At 38.6% G+C, this 20,690-nt stretch carries 19 protein-coding genes and 1 other RNA gene; 8 read left to right on the top strand and 12 right to left on the bottom strand.

All coding sequences use genetic code 11. The features are described 5' to 3' along the window. Positions 1–14 precede the first annotated feature (14 nt). Positions 15–908, top strand: coding sequence for a DMT family transporter (locus H5160_RS09790; RefSeq protein ID WP_182721329.1), 894 nt, complete (start codon positions 15–17; stop codon positions 906–908). Between the two features lie 67 nt (positions 909–975). On the opposite strand, the gene H5160_RS09785 is transcribed toward H5160_RS09790, so the two are convergent. Beyond that, entirely contained in the window at positions 976–1,854 is an 879-nt protein-coding gene (locus H5160_RS09785; RefSeq protein ID WP_024595663.1) for an OmpA family protein, read from the bottom strand. 202 nt (positions 1,855–2,056) lie between these two features. On the opposite strand from H5160_RS09785, the gene rnt reads away from it, so the two are divergent. Continuing rightward, positions 2,057–2,761: a ribonuclease T gene (rnt, locus tag H5160_RS09780; RefSeq protein ID WP_165744211.1), complete on the top strand. Its 705-nt coding sequence runs from the start codon at positions 2,057–2,059 to the stop codon at positions 2,759–2,761. Here the strand turns inward: rnt and H5160_RS09775 are convergent. Continuing rightward, positions 2,745–4,370 carry a DUF342 domain-containing protein gene (locus tag H5160_RS09775; RefSeq protein ID WP_182737335.1) on the bottom strand — a complete coding sequence of 542 codons (1,626 nt, stop codon included), beginning with the start codon at positions 4,368–4,370 and terminating at the stop codon, positions 2,745–2,747. The genes rnt and H5160_RS09775 overlap by 17 nt on opposite strands. 263 nt (positions 4,371–4,633) lie before the next feature. On the opposite strand from H5160_RS09775, the gene ssrA reads away from it, so the two are divergent. Then, positions 4,634–4,990: a transfer-messenger RNA gene (gene ssrA, locus H5160_RS09770) on the top strand. 508 nt (positions 4,991–5,498) lie between these two features. Beyond that, positions 5,499–6,956, top strand: a complete 1,458-nt coding sequence (locus tag H5160_RS09765) for a P-loop NTPase fold protein (protein WP_182737333.1) — start codon at positions 5,499–5,501, stop codon at positions 6,954–6,956. 136 nt (positions 6,957–7,092) lie between these two features. Here the strand turns inward: H5160_RS09765 and H5160_RS09760 are convergent, their stop codons facing one another. From H5160_RS09760 to H5160_RS09750, 3 genes are all read right to left on the bottom strand, one after another. Further along, on the bottom strand, positions 7,093–8,199 hold the full coding sequence (locus H5160_RS09760; RefSeq protein ID WP_310736669.1) for a hypothetical protein: 1,107 nt from the start codon (positions 8,197–8,199) through the stop codon (positions 7,093–7,095). 162 nt (positions 8,200–8,361) lie between these two features. Then, positions 8,362–8,658 (bottom strand): hypothetical protein, encoded by a 297-nt coding sequence (locus tag H5160_RS09755; RefSeq protein WP_182195342.1) that lies wholly within the window; start codon positions 8,656–8,658, stop codon positions 8,362–8,364. A gap of 35 nt (positions 8,659–8,693) precedes the next feature. Continuing rightward, positions 8,694–9,698: a YHYH protein gene (locus tag H5160_RS09750; protein WP_024596755.1), complete on the bottom strand. Its 1,005-nt coding sequence runs from the start codon at positions 9,696–9,698 to the stop codon at positions 8,694–8,696. A gap of 186 nt (positions 9,699–9,884) precedes the next feature. Between H5160_RS09750 and H5160_RS09745 the strand changes: the two genes are divergently transcribed. Beyond that, positions 9,885–10,643: a sulfite exporter TauE/SafE family protein gene (locus H5160_RS09745; protein ID WP_182715678.1), complete on the top strand. Its 759-nt coding sequence runs from the start codon at positions 9,885–9,887 to the stop codon at positions 10,641–10,643. Positions 10,644–10,821: 178 nt separating this feature from the next. Here the strand turns inward: H5160_RS09745 and H5160_RS09740 are convergent, their stop codons facing one another. The 3 genes from H5160_RS09740 to mnmC form a co-directional block, all read right to left on the bottom strand. Beyond that, entirely contained in the window at positions 10,822–11,457 is a 636-nt protein-coding gene (locus H5160_RS09740) for an NAD(P)-binding oxidoreductase (protein WP_182737330.1), read from the bottom strand. A 182-nt stretch (positions 11,458–11,639) separates the two neighbouring features. Continuing rightward, entirely contained in the window at positions 11,640–11,963 is a 324-nt protein-coding gene (locus tag H5160_RS09735) for a hypothetical protein (protein WP_182737328.1), read from the bottom strand. Between the two features lie 67 nt (positions 11,964–12,030). Further along, positions 12,031–14,040, bottom strand: coding sequence for a bifunctional tRNA (5-methylaminomethyl-2-thiouridine)(34)-methyltransferase MnmD/FAD-dependent 5-carboxymethylaminomethyl-2-thiouridine(34) oxidoreductase MnmC (mnmC, locus tag H5160_RS09730; RefSeq protein ID WP_182737326.1), 2,010 nt, complete (start codon positions 14,038–14,040; stop codon positions 12,031–12,033). Between the two features lie 179 nt (positions 14,041–14,219). Here mnmC and fabB point away from each other — a divergent pair, with 179 nt between their 5' ends. Continuing rightward, positions 14,220–15,431, top strand: a complete 1,212-nt coding sequence (gene fabB / locus H5160_RS09725; RefSeq protein ID WP_004335606.1) for a beta-ketoacyl-ACP synthase I — start codon at positions 14,220–14,222, stop codon at positions 15,429–15,431. Between the two features lie 101 nt (positions 15,432–15,532). Here fabB and H5160_RS09720 read toward each other — a convergent pair whose 3' ends face one another. Beyond that, positions 15,533–15,898: a hypothetical protein gene (locus tag H5160_RS09720; RefSeq protein ID WP_024596750.1), complete on the bottom strand. Its 366-nt coding sequence runs from the start codon at positions 15,896–15,898 to the stop codon at positions 15,533–15,535. Between the two features lie 51 nt (positions 15,899–15,949). On the opposite strand from H5160_RS09720, the gene H5160_RS09715 reads away from it, so the two are divergent. Further along, positions 15,950–16,492, top strand: a complete 543-nt coding sequence (locus H5160_RS09715) for a GNAT family N-acetyltransferase (protein WP_024596749.1) — start codon at positions 15,950–15,952, stop codon at positions 16,490–16,492. 98 nt (positions 16,493–16,590) lie between these two features. Beyond that, positions 16,591–18,264 (top strand): gamma-glutamyltransferase, encoded by a 1,674-nt coding sequence (gene ggt / locus H5160_RS09710; protein ID WP_182737324.1) that lies wholly within the window; start codon positions 16,591–16,593, stop codon positions 18,262–18,264. Between the two features lie 47 nt (positions 18,265–18,311). Here ggt and H5160_RS09705 read toward each other — a convergent pair whose 3' ends face one another. From H5160_RS09705 to H5160_RS09695, 3 genes are all read right to left on the bottom strand, one after another. After that, the gene (locus tag H5160_RS09705; protein WP_182737322.1) at positions 18,312–19,166 is read right to left on the bottom strand and encodes a Tim44 domain-containing protein; all 855 of its coding nucleotides are present in this window, start codon (positions 19,164–19,166) and stop codon (positions 18,312–18,314) included. Positions 19,167–19,330: 164 nt separating this feature from the next. Further along, positions 19,331–20,083, bottom strand: a complete 753-nt coding sequence (locus tag H5160_RS09700; protein ID WP_182737320.1) for a DUF3379 family protein — start codon at positions 20,081–20,083, stop codon at positions 19,331–19,333. Beyond that, on the bottom strand, positions 20,083–20,640 hold the full coding sequence (locus tag H5160_RS09695; RefSeq protein ID WP_032827217.1) for a sigma-70 family RNA polymerase sigma factor: 558 nt from the start codon (positions 20,638–20,640) through the stop codon (positions 20,083–20,085). The genes H5160_RS09700 and H5160_RS09695 overlap by 1 nt, the downstream gene beginning before the upstream one ends. Positions 20,641–20,690: the final 50 nt, after the last annotated feature.

The following is a 20,690-nucleotide window of genomic DNA, read 5'->3' as shown; positions in this document are numbered from 1 at the left end:
CTAAGGATTGGCATGTGCCGGTAAAAGTATCGTATTTTTTTATGGTTCTCATTTGGTCTACTACACCTCTGGGGATTGTGTGGAGCAGTGAAACAGTATCGCCAACGCTTGCTGTATTAATGCGTATGCTGGTGGGGTTGTTTTTAGGTGGTTTAATTGTTGCCATAACAAACATTAGAGTACCTTGGAGCAAAAATGCATGCTTACTTTATTTTTATTCGAGTATAGGTATTTTTGGCGGTATGTTGTTGAGCTATATGGCAGCTAAAACAGTCCCTTCGGGTATTATTTCGCTTATGTTTGGCCTTGCACCTATTTTGTCAGGGTTGCTTGCTCAGCAATTACTAAATGAACCTAAATTTAGCCCGATTAAATTAGTGGCGTTAGCGTGCGCCCTAATCGGCTTATATTTTGTTAGTTATAACCAAGTACAAAACTCGCAAACTCAAGGGCTCGGGTTACTTTATGTGTTTATGGCTGTCTGCTTTTTTAGCTTAAGTGGTGTGATGATTAAACGCGTACAAATTGCGATTCACCCTATGGCAACAACATTTGGTGCCTTAGTTTTTGTAACCCCACTCTTTTTTATTGCTTGGTGGTTATTAGATGGTCAGTTGCATATACAAAACTGGAGTGCAAAATCATTGTGGGCAATTGGTTATCTAGGTGTGTTTGGATCTTTAGTTGGGGCTTTGGCGTATTTTCATGTACTGCAAAACCTAAATGCGAGTACGGTATCACTTACTACGCTCATAACTCCTAGCTTTGCGTTAGGCTTAGGAGCTTGGCTAAACAATGAGCCATTAAGCCAAGAGCTAATCATTGGTGCGGTTATTATTTTAATTAGTCTGGGTTTTTTCCAATTTGGTGATAAATTTTTAAAGCAAAAGAGAGTAAGCGCAAATTAGTTTTACTACATTTTTCAATTTGGTGATAAGTTTTTAAAGCTAAAGAAAGTAAACACAATTAGTTTTACTACATTTTCTCTATTTGAATAATTAAACGACGGTTTTTGTCTCGGCCTAAAATGTTATCGTTATTATCAACAAAGCGTTTTTCGCCTAAACCGGTGGTTTGCACTTTTGCTTCATCCACACCCAAGCTCACCATATAATCTTTTATAGTTTTGGCGCGCTTGCGCGATAAATCTAAGTTATTCCAGCGGCCGCCATAACTATCGGTGTATGAGTCAATGCTAATGGACTCTATGCTTGCATCATTTTTTAAATACTCAGCAATTTTATCAAGGCGTTGTTGCGACGATTTAGTTAATTTACTGCTGTTAGATTGATAGTTCATTACAGTAAACGAAATATCTTCAAAGCTGTAAGGGAGTAGCTCATCACGGCATTGTAAAAAAGCCCAGTAAGCTTGTTTAAAGTTTACACTCGATATACCAACGGCAATTTTATCGGCACTGTTTTGCCAGTCTTGATAATAAAAAGTAGGGTAGTAGCCTTTTTCAAGCTCACTAAGCATCTCCCATGCGGTTTTATTACCCAGCTCACCATCAAACTTTTTAAGTAATTTCATATTTGCAATATCACGGGCCGGTAAGCCTGCTCGCCAAGACGGTGGCACGGCTTTTAAACCAGCTATTGCGTAATTATCTGGGCGTACAACCATATCTAAATTAAACGTTAAGTTTTTATTTTTACTTGCTGAAGCTTTAAAAATAGCTTCCCCATAATAAGGAACTTCATGATTTAATTGGCATTGTAAGCGCGTTGTTTTAACGACTTCCCAGTTGGAGTTGTCTTGGGTTGCTGTGTATTGGCGCATAGCAGCTTGCGAGTGAGTACTGCAAAGCACTGCACTTATACTAAGGCTAATAAATAACAACTTATACTTCATGGTGCTCTCCAGTTATCCGGGAATGCCAATAATTTGGCAAATTAACGACTGCAATGATTAGTTTGTTCTCTACGTAACTAACTTACAAGTTAAAGCAAGTTATGTGCCTACAATTTTAAAGCAATAAATACTTAAATCCCCTAGCCTAGGGGGCATCAATTTTGACATAATAGTCAGCTTACACGTATAAACAAAGAAGACTATGGCAAATACTGAGCAAACACCTTTCGCAAAACGCTTTCGTGGATTTTTTCCTGTTGTTATTGATGTTGAAACTGCTGGTTTTAACAAAGAGACAGATGCCTTGTTAGAAATAGCAGCTTCTGTTTTAAAAATGGATGACGAAGGACTGCTCAGCATAGATCATACTGTTCATTTTCATGTTCAGCCATTCGAAGGCGCTAATATAGAACAAGCAGCCATCGACTTTAACGGTATAGACCCGTTTTCACCATTACGTGGTGCAGTACCTGAAGACGAAGTAATTAAAGAAATATGTAAAGTAGTACGCAAAGCACAAAAGGCCGCTGGGTGCCAACGTTCAGTTATTGTGGCACATAATGCCGCATTCGATCATGGCTTTTTAAATGCAGCAATAGAGCGTAATAACATTAAGCGTACGCCATTTCATCCGTTTGTAAGCTTTGATACAACATCTTTAGCGGGTTTAGCGTTAGGGCAAACTGTATTAGCAAAAGCATGTAGAGCGGCAGGTATCGAGTTTGATAACAGCCAAGCACACTCAGCGCTTTACGACACAGAACGTACAGCTGAGCTTTATTGTTTAATAGTAAATCGCTGGCAGCAATTAGGTGGTTGGCCATTAGCGCCAACTGATGATTGCGACGCTAATGCCGAAGTTGAAACTGAGACACAAAATAACGAAGAAACTAAAACGTCTGAGTAATTTTACCCTCAGTTAGCTTAACTAGGTGGGGCGGGTAAATACGCGAAAATTGTTTAGAATCTTTCGCTATTTTAAGCTCCACACCAGGGTGCATTAATTCATTTACTTTTAAACGACTACTGGCAAGTAATTGCACTATTTTTTGCTTAATAAGTAGTTTTTGACGATGAATATGTGCAGAGCGTATTTTTATATGCTTTTCATTTTCAGTTATCTTATTCATGAATTGCTGGCGCTGAGCAGCCCCCGCAATTTTACTCGCTTTTTCACGAGCCTGTTGTAAAGCGGTTACTTTAGTCGCAAGTACTTTTTCAAAATCGGTTATTTGTGTTTGCTTTTGGCGAAGCTCAAACCAGAGTTGCGCTAAAAATACGCGCGTTTTAGTACCGGCTGGCGCGCCCAGCTCACCTGTTTCAATGCGCATAGCATCTAAAATATTACCGCCAATAATTTTACCTCGCGGATCGTTTGCTTTGCCTACACGTATTAACCGCCTAGCACTTAAATCACAATGTAGAGCTTGGCGTTCAATAAATAAATCTTGTTCGGATTTAATATTGCAGTACTGAGCATAACCAATAGAAATAGTTCGCTGAGCGGTTATAGAGCATGTAAATGCTTCCTCGCCTTCACGTTTTCTACCAATTGCGCCAAGCATAATGGTTACCGCACTTTTACTTTCAACAGCTCCTGATTCTACAAAACCCAGTACCGTAATATCACCATTGGCTTTTACACGCATGCCGTCTTTAATATCGCCAGTAATAATTACGCTACCATCAAAATCAACGTGGCCTGTACTTACATCTACGTTATCAAAGCATAAAACGTCATCTACACGCATACCTCGGGGTAGGGCAACGGGCACACCTTTGCAGTCGGCAATAAGCATATTAGGATTATTAGGATCTACTTTTGTACCTTCGAAAGGCTGGAGTTGGTGATCTGTACCTGGTTTTGCACTAATTGAATCGCCAAATACCGTATAGCCATCTTCTCCAGGAGTAGCGGCAATACGCTGCATTAAGGGAGTACCAGGTTTTACGGTGATAATAGCGCCAAGATTTTTCATATCAACCTTACCACCTTCCTTAGCTTGTGGGCTAAGCACACGGTCTTGGGCTGTTGAGCATAAGCGCACAAATTTAGCATCGCTGCCTTTTTTAGGATTACGCCCATGTGCAATTATGGCGCTATAAGAGCTTCCTGCTGGTTTTTCAAACTGCTGGCCTAAAAAGGTATCAAGCGCGCGTGGGCTTATTCCTTTTTTAACACCTGCATCAGCAAGCGCTTTTTGCGCACCTTCCATAGACAAAAGCGCACCACCTTTAGCGGTAGTTAATGTTGCTTCTGCGACCATGTTTTTTTCATCAATATTAATGACAAGCGACGCATCTACCGCTTTAGCAACGACAAGTGATACTTCCTGATAGTTTTTAGTTGGCGCAAAAAGCTTTCCAATATTGGCAATGACAGCTTCGTACTCACTAAACTCAGATTGTTCGAGCATTTGCGTAAGCTGAGTACTCGTAACAGGAAAGCCACTATCAATAGGGTGACTAACTAAAGAGACAAACCCTGTATTTTGATCAAATGAAAAAACCGACATTTATTAATTCCCTACTCTATGCCTGTTATTATTTTTGTTTTTTACAACTAAAGGTTTAGAAATGACAAAAACCTTAACTCCTTATTTGAACACAGGTTAAACACATTGTTAAGCAAATGTTTATATGGGCTTGCATAAACTAAATTTTGGTTACTTAATGCTCGGTTAGTGCACGCAATTAAAATAAAGCGTTACTAGGCCTTGAGTATCAGTACTTTACTCAGTTATACTGTTTGCACGCTCTGAATTGAGTTACTAATTCAGGGGCTGATTAGGATTCGACGGAATTCAAGAAGCCCAAGGTGCATGTCGAGGTGCGGTTTGCCTCGTTAAACAGCCGCAACCTAAAGTAATCGCAAACGACGATAACTACTCTCTAGCAGCTTAGGCTGGCTAGCGCTCCTTCCATGTATTCTTGTGGACTGGATTTTGGAGTGTCACCCTAACACCTGATCGCGACGGAAACCCTGGCCGGGGTTGAAGCGTTAAAACTAAGCGGCCTCGCCTTTATTTACCGTGTTTGTCCGGGACTTAAAGGTTAATTAAATGACAATACTAAACATGTAGTACCGACGGTCGAGGCTTTTCGGACGGGGGTTCAAATCCCCCCAGCTCCACCAATAAAGGTTTTTGAACTCGTTATTCGAAAACCATAAGAAACCCGCAAATTTGTTAATCCAAATTTGCGGGTTTTTTTATGGATCCGATTTGAGTTGATTTCTTAATATACAACTCATGTTTTTATATGCAGTTTAAAGTCATTATAAAATTTTAATACCAAGGTGGTCGTTACTTGGCTATCCGAAAAATAACTCAAAAAGCAAATAGTGTTCCTTTTATTGAATTTATTTTATAGATGATTTTTGATGCCAAAATGACGGTTTAAATGACGGTTTAAATGATAGTTTAAGATTATCACACCTTGATAAATCAATAATTAGCTTTATTATCAATGATCTCAATATCAAAAACGCACATTAGTAATTAATATAGGCAGGTCGCTCAGTACGGTTGAGGGGAGTATTAATTATTTAGAGGGCATAATATGATAGTAAAAATCGTTTAAAAAACAGCTGGTTATTGGCAGGTAAAGTAAATAATAATTTTTGTAATGGATTATAAAGCTATATGAAAAACACGAACTGTAAATACCCCGAGTGGTTAGAAAAATATACATTCGATAACTGTAAACTTAATCGTAAAGAGTATGGTGAGTTTTTAACTAACTATATTAAGGGTGAACACGACGGCTTTGTGCTTAACTTAAATGGTGCTTGGGGAACAGGCAAAACTGAATTTTTAAGACGCCTATACACACACCTGACGAATGAAGGGCATCCGACTATTTATATTGATGCATGGGAAAGTGACTTTTCGGAAGTTCCATTATCAGTAGTTGCTAGTGAGCTAATTAATCAACTTTCAAAGATTAATCAAAATATTGGTGCAGAATTTGATAAAGTTTCAGAGTATTTGGGGAAGGTACTAAAGGGATCTTTTATAGGTGGAGCCGGTTTGTTAGCTAAACACCTTACAGGAGACTCTGCTGCGGGTATTGAAGCGGCAAAGGCTCTCTTTGAAGCAAGCCCTGAGGACTTTATATCAAGTGTTAAAAGTAACCATGAAGAACAAGTAACAGCAATAAAAAACATACGTGAAGAGCTTGGGCTTTTAGCTGAAGTGCTTGAAAAGAATCATGGTAAAAACTTACCTGTAATAGTGCTAATAGATGAGCTTGATAGATGTAGACCTAATTACGCCATAGAAATGTTAGAAGTGATCAAACATTTTTTTACTACCAAGAACTTTGTTTTTGTTGTTGCTACAGATACTACACAACTGCAAGAGTCGATAAGGTCAGTTTACGGTTCTAATTTTGATTCTAATACTTATCTAAAGCGTTTTTTTAATCGAGAAGCTAGGTTAGCAGAGCCAGATCTCGAGCACTATTTAAAGTTACAAGAAATAGATTCAACGTTGTATTCTGAAAAGATAGTTCTTTATCCAAACCTTACAAACAATACGGAAAACAATATACGTCAATATATCATATGGGTAGCTAAAGCTTACGAGTTGAGTCTGAGGGATGTTGATCAGACAATCGATAAGTTAAAAGCTTGCTTACGAGGAGCCTTATACGCTGAACAAAGCTCCAATAAAGTTCAGGTGATAAATATATTTTCTTTATTGTTAGGGATAGTAGAATTCGATCTTAAGAATACAAGTTTTGATGAAAGAAAAAATGATAAGCCATGCATAGATGGTGGTTTATACAAATATAATATTTTGCTAGATAATCATGATGAAAATGTATTCTCTGAACTATATGAGCTAAATATGTATAATTCAGTAAAGCATAGTATTGAGTTTCAAAATGGCTGGGGGGAAAACCAAAAAGGTTTAGTTTATGGGACTCACATTAATGCTAAAGGTAAAGATTATGACCACTACAAAGGAATTATAAAAAAAGTAGTTAATGAAATAGATAGTAGCTTTTACAACTTCAACCGACAAAAAGATGAAGTGAAAATTTGGTTATGGCCTGATTATCAAAAAGTGATAAAGCTAGCTGGAAATTTAGATTAGTAAAAAATCGTATTAAATATACCTAGCTATATTTAATAATGATAACAATTTATTTTAGTACCATCTTGGTTGTTCTCTTGGTTTAAATTTGTTAATTCAAATTTGCGGGTTTTTTATGGAATTTATAAAATAAAGTTTAAGAATGTCTTATTGCGCGTAGCTTCATTTTTATTGCAATCACAAGCAGGCTAAATAACGACAGCATACTTATTAACAACGTTAGATTAAGTATAGGGTTACTTGGCTCGTAGGTAGTGACAGGAGAGTTGTTTGTAGTTTGCGAGTTTTGCTGTTGCCTAATATAGCTTTGGCTGATCCAATCTACCGCGTTTATCCATTGTACTTTGGCGGGATCAGTATTGTTTAGCTTCCCTATTGCATGTTTATCGTTATCTAAGCCTTTTGAAAGTTGTACCAGTTGCTGCCAAAATTCATTTTTAGGGCCTAGGTCATCTATTTCTTGCAGGTGCTGTTGTAATTTATCGCCCCCCATCGTTTTTATATCAGCTTGTCCTGTACTTTGCGCGTAGCTATTTATTAGCGATGAAAAGCGACTAAAGTACTCATTACTTTTTTGCTGTGTAGGGTTAGCTGCTTGCTCGTTTGTTACTTTTTGTGTTGGTTGATTTAGGCTGTTTTGATCAATCAAATATTGTTTATAGTTTTGGTAACTTAAGCTGTTTGTAGTTGTGTTATTTGTGGTTCCATTATTTAGAGTGCCCAAATTGTTTTTAAGTGCATTAACACTGATCCCTACGCCTATTATGGTAATAATACAAAGTGTGCAATAGCAAAAGTACAATCCGCTTTTTAAAGTGTTACGCAGTAATTTATATTTATTATAACTTTGCTTAATAGCTGCAGCTGTATTTGGGGCTTCGTTTGTATCTAGGCGTTCGTTTTGTATTGAAATACTTTTGCCGTCAGTACTTTCACTAATGTGTTTATCTGTATTTTTGTTGTGCTCAGTGAGTGCTATTTGATTATTTTTAGATTGAGAGGTTACAGTAGAGAGTTGCGGTTCTACTTTAGTAATTAATCCTAGCTTTTTTAGTGAGGATTCTGTTTTAACAGCATCAATACTCGATAAGTCTTTTTTTAAAGCGTAAGCTTTCCCATCAAATAACTGAACAACAATATTATGAGGAATATTTAGAAGTTGGCTAAGTTTTTCTTGGGCAGAGGTAAGGTCAGTATTTTGATATAACTGACCATTAAAAACAATTTTAAATGTAGCGCTCACGTTAGTACCTTGCTTGTGTAATTCCATTTTTGGAATTTTATTTTTATTATTTGATACACAAAGCTAATTTAACAGATAAAGGGTATGCTTTCTAATGATTTGTGATTAAAAAAAGCCTTAACAAACAGCGTTAAGACTTTGGCGTGTAGCTGTTACTTTACTTTATCGTTTTGCGAGTGATTTTACAGATTGCTTTTGATCACTGGCAGATTGGGTTGCTTTGTCTATTAATGTTTCAAGTGGTTTATTTCGAACGCACATAAGTACTTTGTTCATTGCTTGGCATGTGCCTGTCGCTTTTTTATCATGGCTTGTGTAGCTACAACCTTCATTAATGGCTTTTTCTTCACATGCTTCCCAAGGCGCGTTTGAGCCGTGGCCTGCATGACTTAGCGCTGAGCATGAGGTAGCAAGTAAAAAGCCAGTGGTTAGTGCTTTTATTACGTTAAATATTTTCATTAGTATCTCAGTTAATTATTTGGCCAGAATGCGAGTTATCTTGCGGTAGCACCTTTAAAACAACCAATAAACATGTTTTCAGATACATCGGCTGCATGGTAGTGGTATCCGCGTGTATCGTCGGTGTGGCCTCTACATTCGTCTAAATCAGTGGGTTCTAATCCATCTTCGTTAAGCATGCCAAATATACCAAATCCATCGAGTGCATAACCCATCATGGCGGCATGACCGTCTGATTGGATTTGTGTTTGGCTACAGCCTGCTTCACCGTGGTAGTGATAACCTGCTACTAAGTTAATATGCCCAGCGCAATCATCAAAGGCTGCAATAGTGTATGCGCCTAAAATAGCCTCAACAGGGGCGGGGGCAGCAAGTACAACACCATTTAGAGCAACACCTACATTAGTGTTACCAATACTGCTATTTTGAGTGGTTGCAACAGGCGTTATTGGTATTAAAAATGATTCTGATATACCGCCATCAACATAATCAATAGAGCATTCTACGCAGTGATTTTGGTATTGCTCCTCTACGTTTGGACGTGCAGCACCATCACACGATTCTTGTGTGTCTGTTACATTTACAAGGCCTGTACCTTCGTCGTATAGCTTCCAATGGCTATCGTTATACAATGTTGGTAGATTTAAAATAAAGTCGCCAGTTATATCGTAAACCTCACCGGTGCCATCAAACCAAATACCGGCTTCGTCTGCTGTTGATGTGATATTTCTAGGGCAGAATACACCAATCTCGTAATTTGAAGGCGCACCGGCTATATCAATTTTGTAGCATGAAGCTTCATCGCCATTACTTAGCGTACATGTTTGAGTTGTAATTGATGAAATGAGCGCATCGCTTTCAAAGTTAAAAGGGTCAACTTCAACAACGAAATCGGTTGAAGTATCTGTTGTAGTGCCCTCATCGGTGGTTGTTTCAGTTACGACGGTATTTTCAGCATCACTACCGTTACAGGCAGCTAAGCCCAGTGCAAGTATGCACACTGTAAGCGGTGCTAAAATTGGTGCGTTAAGTTTTCTCATCAGAAATATCCGGTAATGAAGTTGGATGTATAATATTTGTTAAATGTGCAAACAAAGTGCAAAAACAACGCAACATAATACATTGCCTGAAATAGAGACTTATAACACTTGCTATAGGTGTATGTTGTACCTTTTATTGTTTAAAATACTGCGACTTTAAAGTACCTAAATAGGCAGTGGAGTTTTATGGACTTTTTATTTCCCGACAGTATGTCTTTATTTTTGTTTCTATTAATGATGATCACCGCTGGCTTTACTTCTTTTATATCTGCTGCATTTGGTGCGGGTGGCGGGCTAATGTTGCTTGTTGTTATGGCGTCGTTTATGCCTATGGCAGTTGTTGTGCCTGTGCATGGTTTAGTACAGCTTGGCTCTAATGCAAATAGGTTATTACTCAGCTTTAAGCATATTGATAAAAGCATGTTTGTATATTTTGCGTTAGGCGGCTTAGTAGGGGCGGGGTTATCAAGTTTTGTAATTGATGATATATCGCTTGATGCTATGAAGTTAGTGGTCGCTATTTTTGTTATTTATTTACTGTGGGGTAAAACGCCGCCAGTAAAACTAACCTCTAAGCTATGGCGCATGGTCGCCGGTGGCATAACAACTTTTGTTTCTATGTTTGTGGGGGCGAGCGGGCCATTAGTTGGTAGCTGTTTATATATAAATAATTACGAAAAGTTAAAATTTACGGCAACGTTTTCGAGCATTATGAGTGTGCAGCATTTATTAAAAGCGGTAATTTATGGTGCTGTTGGCTTTAGCTTTTGGCAATGGATGCCGCTTGTAATTGCTATGGTAATAAGTGGTGCTGTAGGGACTTGGTTTGGAATTAAATTACTTAAAAGTATGTCTGGGGATAAATTTAAGCGTATTTTTAGAGTCGTTTTAACGTTATTAACGCTACAACTCGGTTGGCAAGGTATTAAAATATTACTCCACTAATTTACTTAGTGGAGTAAATTTAATTTTATTAAACATAAATCACTTAAGCGGATTAAATAATTCATTGCGCCAAAAAGTTACTGATATAGAGCGACTACACTGTAATTTTTTGGCTTATCCATGAACTATACTAACTTGCAATAATTGTTCATACGTTTAATTAAATTGGTATTAAAGCTTATTTAACAGCGGCTTTAATTGGTTTGTCGCCATCAAATAACTCAAAAATGCGGTTACTAATAAATGAGTTAGTCGCAATATGTAATAATGCATTGGCTACGTTTTCGCGGCTAATTTTAGCCTCAGAACGATCACTTGGTCGCTGCGTTGTTACTTGCATTGAAGCGCTATCATCAGTCAGTGTACCAGGGCGAACGATGGTGTAATTTAAACCACTATTGATTAAGTGCTCGTCAGCCATGTGCTTGGCAACTAAGTAAGGTTTTAAATCACCTTGAATCGAATCTGGGTCGTCTGCACCGATTGAGCTGACCATAATAAAGTGTTTAACGCCATGCTCTTTTGCAAAGGTAGCTGCTTTAGTTGCAGCCCATAAATCAATAAGTACAGTTTTATCATCGCCCGTACTCCCGCCAGAACCTGCAGCAAAAATCACTTGGTCACAGCCTTTTATTGCTTTGCCAAAATCGCCTTCAAGATTTTGCTCAACAATAGTTAAAAAAGAGCTGTTTAAATCGCTTAGCTTATTCTTGTCGCGCACTAATGCCACAACATTTTGCTCATTTTTTAAAAGTAGCTCAGTTGCCATTTTACCTATTTGTCCGCTTGCGCCAATAATTAGGGTCTTACTCATAATTAACTCCTTCCAATAAATAGTAAAAGTAATGTGCTTACAAACAGACCTTGGGGTAGGGGATAATTTTTAAAGGGTAAAAAAGAGTTTAAATGAGCTAATTTCAAAAAATACTTTAATTAAAATTCAATACTTAACTGAGCATTAAAATTAGCTGCTTTTGGCGTGTTTTTTAGAACTTTTTATTCAACCATTATACTCACTTCGGTCACATAACTACGGCGATATAGACTAATACGAACCTTATGTTCTTGGTAATTATAAAACAAAGTGCGATATGTATTATTGCCGTTTGTTTTTAACGGCTCACCTAATTTTTGCTGATAAAAGCGAGCGATATCAGAAATTGAATCTGTTAAATAACCAGTGCGAACCATTGGATATTCGCCGGCTACATCCATTGTTGTAACAAACTCTTCAGGAAGTGGGATTTCAGTGACGTTTTGGCTAAGTACATTAAACGATAGAGTGCATAGCAGTATTATTAAAAATGCTAAAATTTTCATTAAAGTCCTTTAAATAATAAATTCCATTTATTGGTACTCATTTTACCTCAATAAGCACCTTTGTCATTTAAATTTTATTACGAATTAAATCTCGTACTATAAACCGAGCAGGGTGAATAGCTTGGCTTACACGTTCGCTTAATGGGCGGGGCTCGTTATTTAAACAGCTTACGAGATGTTCTGCACTTAGCGGTGCGCTACATAAAGCGCGGGCGCCAAAGCCGGTAAAAATATGCAGGCCTTGTTGTGGCTTATTAAGTTTCTCATATTGATAGCGTTTTCCTAAGCGTAGGTTAGCAAAAGCCATAGTGTAATCACTTTGTTCGCACCATTGCCCTGCCATTGGTAGGTGATCTATAAATGTGCATCGTACAGCTGCTTTTGCCGAGGTAATATTGCCAAGGGTTGAGGCAAATTCACTTTGCTGATAAAAGCTAAGTAGTTGCTCTTGGTTTAATTGGTTGTCGAGCGCTGTAACTTGACGGCTTTTGGTGTTTTTTTCAAACGTGGCACCCATACAGTGATGATCTAAATAGGCTGGGGTAAAATACCCTTTATGGCACAGCACTGTTTTAAGTTTGCGTGATTGCTCACTTGCCTCAATATGTGAAACTTGCCCGCGTACGCCTACTATTGGTAGCGCTTTTGTTTGCTCAAATGCATCACTGTGCTCGCCTGCACAAATAATTACATCACTAAAAGGACCTAACTGCTCATCATTCGTTAATAAAAACCAACCGCTGTCAGTTTTTTTAAGCTGTTTTATATTGCAGTTAAATACGCTTTTAAATGGGTTTATGCTATTTGCAGCGCTTAACATGGCGTTTACTAATTGCGGAGGGTTAACCCAGCCGCCTTGCTCAAAAAACACGCCCGAATAACCTGTTTCTACGCCGGCTATTTCGTCGCCTTGCTCTGCGGTTACGTTGTGCATTAGCTGGGTTGGCCACAGTTGTTTTTGTGCTAAGTTTTCATGTTTATCGGCCAGAGGCTTTTTTACTGCGTGTTGTAATACGCCGCACCAATCGTAATCAAAATTAAAACCACTGCTAAGTAAGTTGTTATATAGGCGCTTTGCGTATAAAAAGCTATGTGCAAACAATTCACTGTGCGGTGAATTTTTAGCTTGTAGGTGAGGGTAAATAGCACCTTGCACATTGTGCGATGCCCCCATAGCTGGTTTTTCATCTTGGCAGAATAATTGGCTTGCTATGCCTCGTTTAGCCAAACTATATAAAATGCAGCTACTGGCTATACCGCCGCCAATGACCGCTACTTTTTTTAAAGCGCTGCTATCTTGATGAAAATATGCAGGAGCTGATTGAGCATCATTTACGCACTCTAGTTGGCCAACAAGCATATCTCTTTTTTGGCCAAAGCCTTTGGTTTTTTTAGTATTAAACCCTGCATCAATTAATCCACGGCGAACAAAGCCTGCTGAAGTAAATGTTGATAAGGTTGCACTCGCCCTTGATATATTGGCCATAGAATTAAATAAACTTTGCTGCCACATTTCGGGGTTTTTACTTGGCGCAAAACCATCTAAATACCAAGCGTCAACTATTCCTGTTTGCGGATAGCTCATTGCTTGTATTGATTCAAGTGCATCACCAAAGTATAAATCGAGAACAACCAGTCCATTGTCAAATTCGAGTCTGTGGCATCCTTCTAAATTAATTGGGTATTGTTTAGATAATTTGTTACTAAAGGTGCTTAATGAAGGCCATGCCTGTAGTGCTTTGTTTAAATCGTCTATGTGCAGTGGATATTTTTCAAATGAAATAAAGTGTAAGCGTTTAACACCATTATCTAATTGATTTTGAACTTGTTGACGTGCAAGGTGGTCAGTAAAGCGTTGCCATGTATTTAAAAAGTTTAAACCTGTACCAAAGCCGGTTTCGGCAATAACAAAATGTGGCTGGTCATGATTTTGTAATCGTGCATCTATATTATTTTGCTCATAATACACATAATGCGATTCAGCTAAGCCATCGTCATTAGAAAAATAAATATCACCGAAGTCATTAGCGAAAGGTGTACCTAAATTATTAAAGTGTATATGTGCATTTTTGATCATGATTTTTTAATTTTATAGATATATTTTTTAATTATTTTACGGGTTTTCTTTGAAATAGTCTGGCGTTATTTATAAGCTAGCAGTTCAGAGTACAAGTGTACGCTAGAAAGCTGACCACTTAGGTGATTAAATTCGCGTAAAATAGAATGCAATTAAGTATTAAGCTAAGGGAATTACCCATGAGAAGAGCTGTAATTACAGGTATCGGTGTTGTATCAAGTATAGGTAACAACAAAGAAGAAGTATTAGAATCGTTAAAAACGGGCAAAAGCGGCATCGCTTTTAATCAAGAATTTGCCGATTATAAGTTACGTAGTAACGTATCGGGTAAAATTGATATTGACGTTAAAGCACACGTTGACCGCAAAGCAATGCGCTTTATGGGAGATGCTGCTGCTTACTCTTATATTTCAATGACGCAAGCAATTGAAGACTCAGGTTTGTCTGACGACCAAGTATCAAATGAGCGCACGGGTATTATTGTTGGCTCTGGCGGTGGTTCGTCTAAATGGCAAGTAGAAGCTGCTGATATTTTACGTGAAAAAGGCGTAAAACGTGTAGGGCCTTATATGGTGCCACGCACTATGGCGAGCACTACATCTGCTTGCTTAGCAACACCATTTAAAATTAAAGGTGTTAACTATTCAATTAGCTCTGCATGTGCAACATCTGCGCATTGTATTGGTAATGCAGTAGAGCAAATCCAGCTTGGCAAGCAAGACGTTGTGTTTGCTGGTGGTGGTGAAGAGCTACACTGGACATTGGCAATGGAATTTGACGCTATGGGCGCACTTTCTACTAAATACAACGAAACACCTGAAAAAGCATCTCGTACATACGATGCTAATCGCGATGGTTTTGTTATTTCTGGCGGCGGCGGTATTGTTGTAGTTGAAGAACTTGAACATGCACTTGCACGTGGCGCGCACATTTACGCTGAAATTGTTGGCTACGGTGCAACATCAGATGGCTACGACATGGTTGCTCCATCTGGCGAAGGTGCAGCACGTTGTATGCGCCAAGCTATGCAAGATGTAGATAGTATTGATTACCTAAACACGCATGGTACATCTACACCAGTAGGTGACGTTAAAGAGCTAGGTGCTATACAAGAAGTGTTTGGTGGTAAATCACCAATGATCAGCGCAACTAAAGCAATGACGGGTCATGCCCTAGGTGCTGCAGGTGTTCACGAAGCTATCTTCTCATTATTAATGCTAGAGCACAGCTTTGTAGCACCTTCAATTAATATTGATGAGCTAGATGAGCAAGCGACAGGTTTAGATATTATTACTGAGCGTCGTGATGTTGAGTTAAATACTGTAATGTCTAATAGCTTTGGCTTTGGTGGCACAAACGCGACTTTAGTGATGAGTAAGTACAAAGGTTAATTTGAGCTTATAAGCCCTATATGCAAACGCATAACTGGGCTAAATAGTCCAAAACAAAAAAGGAAAGCCGAGGCTTTCCTTTTTTATTATCGAAAGTTTAATTAACCTTCGTTATGTTCTTGACGCGCTTGCTCAATTTCGTCTGCAATTTCTTGCGCTTTTTGCTTAGTTTTTTCAGTTAACTCGCCAGCAGCTTCTTTGCTTTTAATCCATGCGTCAACCGCAATCTCTTTGCCGTCGTCGTACATGTCTAAGCCCATTGCTTTACTTTGCTCTAATAGCTCGTTTAAAGACTCGTCATTTTTAAGATCGTTAGTTGTCTCTTTAACGTCGTTCCATGCATCACCAAGCTTTTCTTGCATTTGTGCGCTTTTATCTTTTGCATCTTCTTTAACTTCGTTGGCATCTTCACAACCAGTTAATGTAATTAAAGTGCCTAATAAAGCTAAACCTGCTAATTTATTCATGTGCTATCTCCTTTAGAGACTGATAATTAATTCGAGGCAGACTATACAACAATGAAAATGAACGCCCCCGTAACAAAACGATTAAATTTTAAATTAATGAATGAGCATGATTGGCCTCAATTATTTGAACTCGACCAAGACCCGGCTGTAATGCAGTATTTAACACGAGGTGAACCTACCTCTTTAGAGCAAATAAAAAATGAGGGAGTGCCTCGTATGCTCGCATATCGAAATGAGCTTAAAGGCTGGGGGCTGTGGAGTATCACTATAAAGCAAACCAATACATTTATAGGTTGGGTATTAATAAGGCCTATGTGCTTTTTTACTGATGCACCAAACTACAGTGATATTGAAATAGGCTGGCGCTTTAAGCAAGCAAGTTGGGGGCATGGTTATGCAACCGAGGCGGCTTTAGCATTATGTGATGAACTTATAAAGCAAGATGACGTTAAGGCGATAAGTGCAACGGCACTAAAAGATAATACGGCCTCTATAAATATAATGAAAAAGCTAGGTCTGCAATTTATAAAAAATTATACACATACAGACGAGCAAGGCGACTTACCTGCGGTGCTTTATTCAAAAAGTGTTTAAAGATGATTAAATATCAACAGTATAAAGATTGACCTGTCCTTAAGTGACGTGCATTAATAAGAATGCGTAACTAAAAAATAATAAATTAAGGATGTTGTATGGGATTGCTTTTTTCACCACGTAAATTAATTGTCAAAAGTGTGCTGGTTTTACAGTTCGCTGCTTTTAGTGTTTTAGCGCAGCCTTTATCGCAAAGTGCGGTAGCAATGCCTGACTCGTTCAGTGCCGATGCTGCTAAAAGTATATTAGAGCAAGGCGGTAATGCTGTTGATGCGGCTATTACGGCACAATTTGTACTAGCAGTAACGCTTCCTGAAGCCGGCAATATTGGCGGCGGGGGATTTATGCTTATTCAAAAAGATGGCAAGGGCGATTTTATAGATTATCGCGAAACAGCGCCAACAGCGGCTCATCGTGATATGTATTTAGATGAGCAAGGTAATGTTATTGCAAACAAATCAATATATGGTATTCACGCAAGCGGTGTACCTGGCAGTGTAGCGGGCATGTGGCTTGCCCATAAAAAACATGGCACTTTAAAGTGGGAAGAATTAGTACAACCAGCGGTAACGTTGGCTGAGCAAGGGTTTGTAGTTCCGCCTAAGTTAGCAAAAGGTGTGAGCAATTATATAGCCCACCTAAAAGAGCAAAAAATAAATGTAAACTTCGAAAAATACTTTGCTGATGTAAAAGCTAATAAAGTATTTAAGCAACCCGAGTTAGCGGCAACGCTAAAGCGTATCCGTGATAACGGCCAAGATGGGTTTTATAAAGGCGAAACTGCAAATATTATTGCTAAATTTATGCACCAACATGGCGGTATAATTAATCAAGATGATTTAAAAGGTTACACCGCTAAATCACGTACACCTATTAAAGCGAGTTGGAATGGTTATGAAGTACTTACTTCTCCACCGCCGAGTTCAGGTGGTATTGCTATTTTACAGTGGCTTAAAATGTATGAGCTACAAAAACCAGATGCGGGCTTAGCGCATAACTCTACTCAGTATGTACACTTACTTTCTGAAATAGGTAAACGTGTATTTGCAGATAGGGCGGAGTATTTAGGCGATCCTGATTTTTTTGATGTACCAGTCAACGCATTAACTAATATTAACTACCTCAAAGAGCGCAGTAATGGCATTTCGTTAACCGCTATCTCGACTACCAAAAATATTAAACCGGGCCTTAAAGAAAGTGAGCAAACTACACACTTTTCAATCGTTGATAAAATGGGTAACGCTGTCGCAAATACCACCACAATAAACTTAGGGTTTGGTAGCGGTGTAGTTGTTGAAGGTGCAGGGTTTATTTTAAATGATGAAATGGACGACTTTAGTGCCAAACCAGGCGTTATGAATGTGTTTGGTGCAATAGGCGGCAAAGCTAACGAAATACAGCCGCACAAGCGTATGCTTAGCTCTATGACGCCTACAATACTCCTTAAAGACAACACCGTTAAAATGGTGACAGGCTCGCCTGGTGGCACAACAATTATTAGCTCTGTGTACGAATCTATTTTAAATGCGGTAGAGTTTGATATGACTGCAGAGCAGGTTGTAAATAGCCCTCGTTTTCATCATCAACTGTGGCCTAAAAATATAATTAGAACACACATAGGTTTAACCGATAGCGTAAAAGCAGAGCTTACAAAAATGGGCTACACCATAGATGAGAATCACTTTGGTGACTTACACGTTATTATTAATAAAGAGGGCCAATTAGATGCCGCTTCTGAAGCATCAGGACGTGGTAAATCAATTGTTTTTTAAATAAAAAAACACCGCGCTAAAAGCGCGGTGCTTTAAACAATACAAAATTATTGAGTATCAATTAAATCTTCAACACCCACTATTAGCCATGGAGCATCGTCTGAAATTAGACGCTCTAAGTGCCAAATTTCTAAAATAGGCTCTTCTTTTTTATCGCCTAAATCACGGTACTTACCTTTAAAGCGAACACTAATCTGCCACGATTGCGCGTTTGTATCTGCGCGCACAAGTTCGGCATCAATAAACATCACTTCTGTTTCTACGCTTTGTATAGCTTCACGTTCAGCTTTAAACTCGGCAACAAGTGCAGGGCTTAAGTATTCAGCCATTGTGGTGTAATCGGCATTGTTCCATGCAGTTTGTAGCGTATGGTAATGACTACGGGCACCTTGCAAAAAGCCATTAACGTCAAAGTTAGGTGGTAAATTAAAAGGCACACTTTCACCTTGTGGGGCGCTGCTTGCAAAGGCTGTACTTGTTGGTTGCTCGATAGGTGCTTGTTTAAAAGCATTTTGCTGAGCACTTGTACTTGCACTGGCAAGTTGTGGGGCACGATTAGCACGTAAAAAGCCCGTTACTAGCTTAAATAAAATAAAGAGTCCGCCAGCTAATAAAATCATTTCTAATAGCTGAAAACCTTCAAAATCGTCGCCTAGCATTGCTGCAATTAAGCCACCCGCTAAAAGTCCCCCAAAAACGCCTGCCATAATGCCTTTTTTATTCGATGTGGCTTTAGGTGCAGCTGTAGGTGTTGTTGTATCTGTTTGTTGTTTTTGCGCTGTTTGTTGTGTTGCAGGTGTCTGTCCGCGTTTACTGCTGCCAAACTTTTTACGTGCATGTGCATCAAAACTGGCTGTACATAACAATGCCAATAATGAAAAAATAACGATGATGTTCTTCATGAAATTCCCTAATTAAAATCGAGCCGCGATTATAATTTACTTTCTTTAGGAATTTAATTAATTACTTTAAAAATCAGAGGTTTTGGGGAGTGAAGAAACGCTTTGTTGGTGAGTATATAATCAAAAAACCGCTCAGTAGAAACTAAGCGGTAAATTTGTCTATTTTAAAGCCAACGAATTGCGCCAGTAACGCGTTCATTGTATGTATCTAGAGGTGCTCCAAGACTTGCCACTAAAATAGTATCAGCTTGTGAGCCACGATTAATGTGACCTTCAAAGCGCTCATCGCGGAAGTTGTCATCCCCAAAACCAAATGATTTATTTTCAGAAGGCACTATAAATACCGTCATAGGACCAAAGTCAGACTCAAATATTAAATGCAGTCCTTTTTCGCCTTTAAAATCACAAAACATCGCATAAGTTACAGCGCCAGGAAGTTCATCAAGATGACCACCTAATACTGCAAGCTTGTCGTTAACGCTTTGTAGGCTAATGGGCTCTTTTTTATCAAGCGCATTAATTTCGTAATACACATGGGCAAGCGCATGCTCACCTGCTTCGTGTGCAATATTTCGCTCTGTACTAAAAAAGAAGGCACTAATCGCCACTACAAAAGACGCTGCTAACGCAAGATGTACACGATCAAACTTAAAACGCGATCGAGCATCAACCATGTTTTTACCAGTTGCTTGTTCTTCTTGGAGTGCTTTTTCTTTTAACGATGTGTTTAAAAGAATGCGGTCTGCAAGATTTTCAGGCACAGGTATATCTAAAGAATCTTGAATGAATTTATCAAAATCTTTCATATCGTTAATAAAACTTTGTCGCTCTGGGTTATTGTCAGCAAACTCCATAAGCTCCTTGTCAATGTCGTTTGGCTGCGCAATAGTGCGGCGACGAAACTCAAGTTCATCCATTATTTTGATGCCCCTTTAAGTTGTTCATCATCACGGCTTAAAGCCTCTTTAAGTTGATTTCTGGCACGGTATAAACGAGTCATTACCGTGTTTTTATTTAAATTGAGTATGCCTGCAATTTCTTCACCAGAGCAGCCCATTACAACTTGCAGTAATAATGGCTCTCGGTATTCATCAGATAGCAGTGCAATCTGGCGTTGAATTACCGTTTGTTCCATTTCATCGTCTAATGAATGGCTGGTTTCATCAACAAGCGTATCGTTTTCTACGTCGCTGTAATCAAACTGTTTACGTTCAAATCGGCGTGCGTTTTCTCTTCGTAATATAGTAAGCAGCCAAGGTTTAGCTGCCTTTTGATCAAGTAAAGAGTCGAGTGAACGCCATGCGCGTAAAAACGTTTCCTGTACTAAATCATCTGCTATGTGCGGATCACGGCATAACCAATAAGCAAAGCGATAAAGCTCTTTATTGTAAACGTGGACCAAGGCTTCATAACGCTTTTGTTTCTCTGCCATATCGATTAAGACCTGATTGTTTGATTTTTTCTTTCCAAGCATAAGCACTTTTTTAATTAAAAATTATTAGTTATTGCAAAAAAAGACCTGAG

The sequence above is a fragment of the Pseudoalteromonas sp. SG43-4 genome (assembly GCF_014164325.1).
Taxonomy (GTDB): Bacteria; Pseudomonadota; Gammaproteobacteria; order Enterobacterales; family Alteromonadaceae; genus Pseudoalteromonas; species Pseudoalteromonas distincta.
Note: the sequence above shows the minus strand (reverse complement) of the source record. Positions and strands in the feature narration are given on the sequence as shown.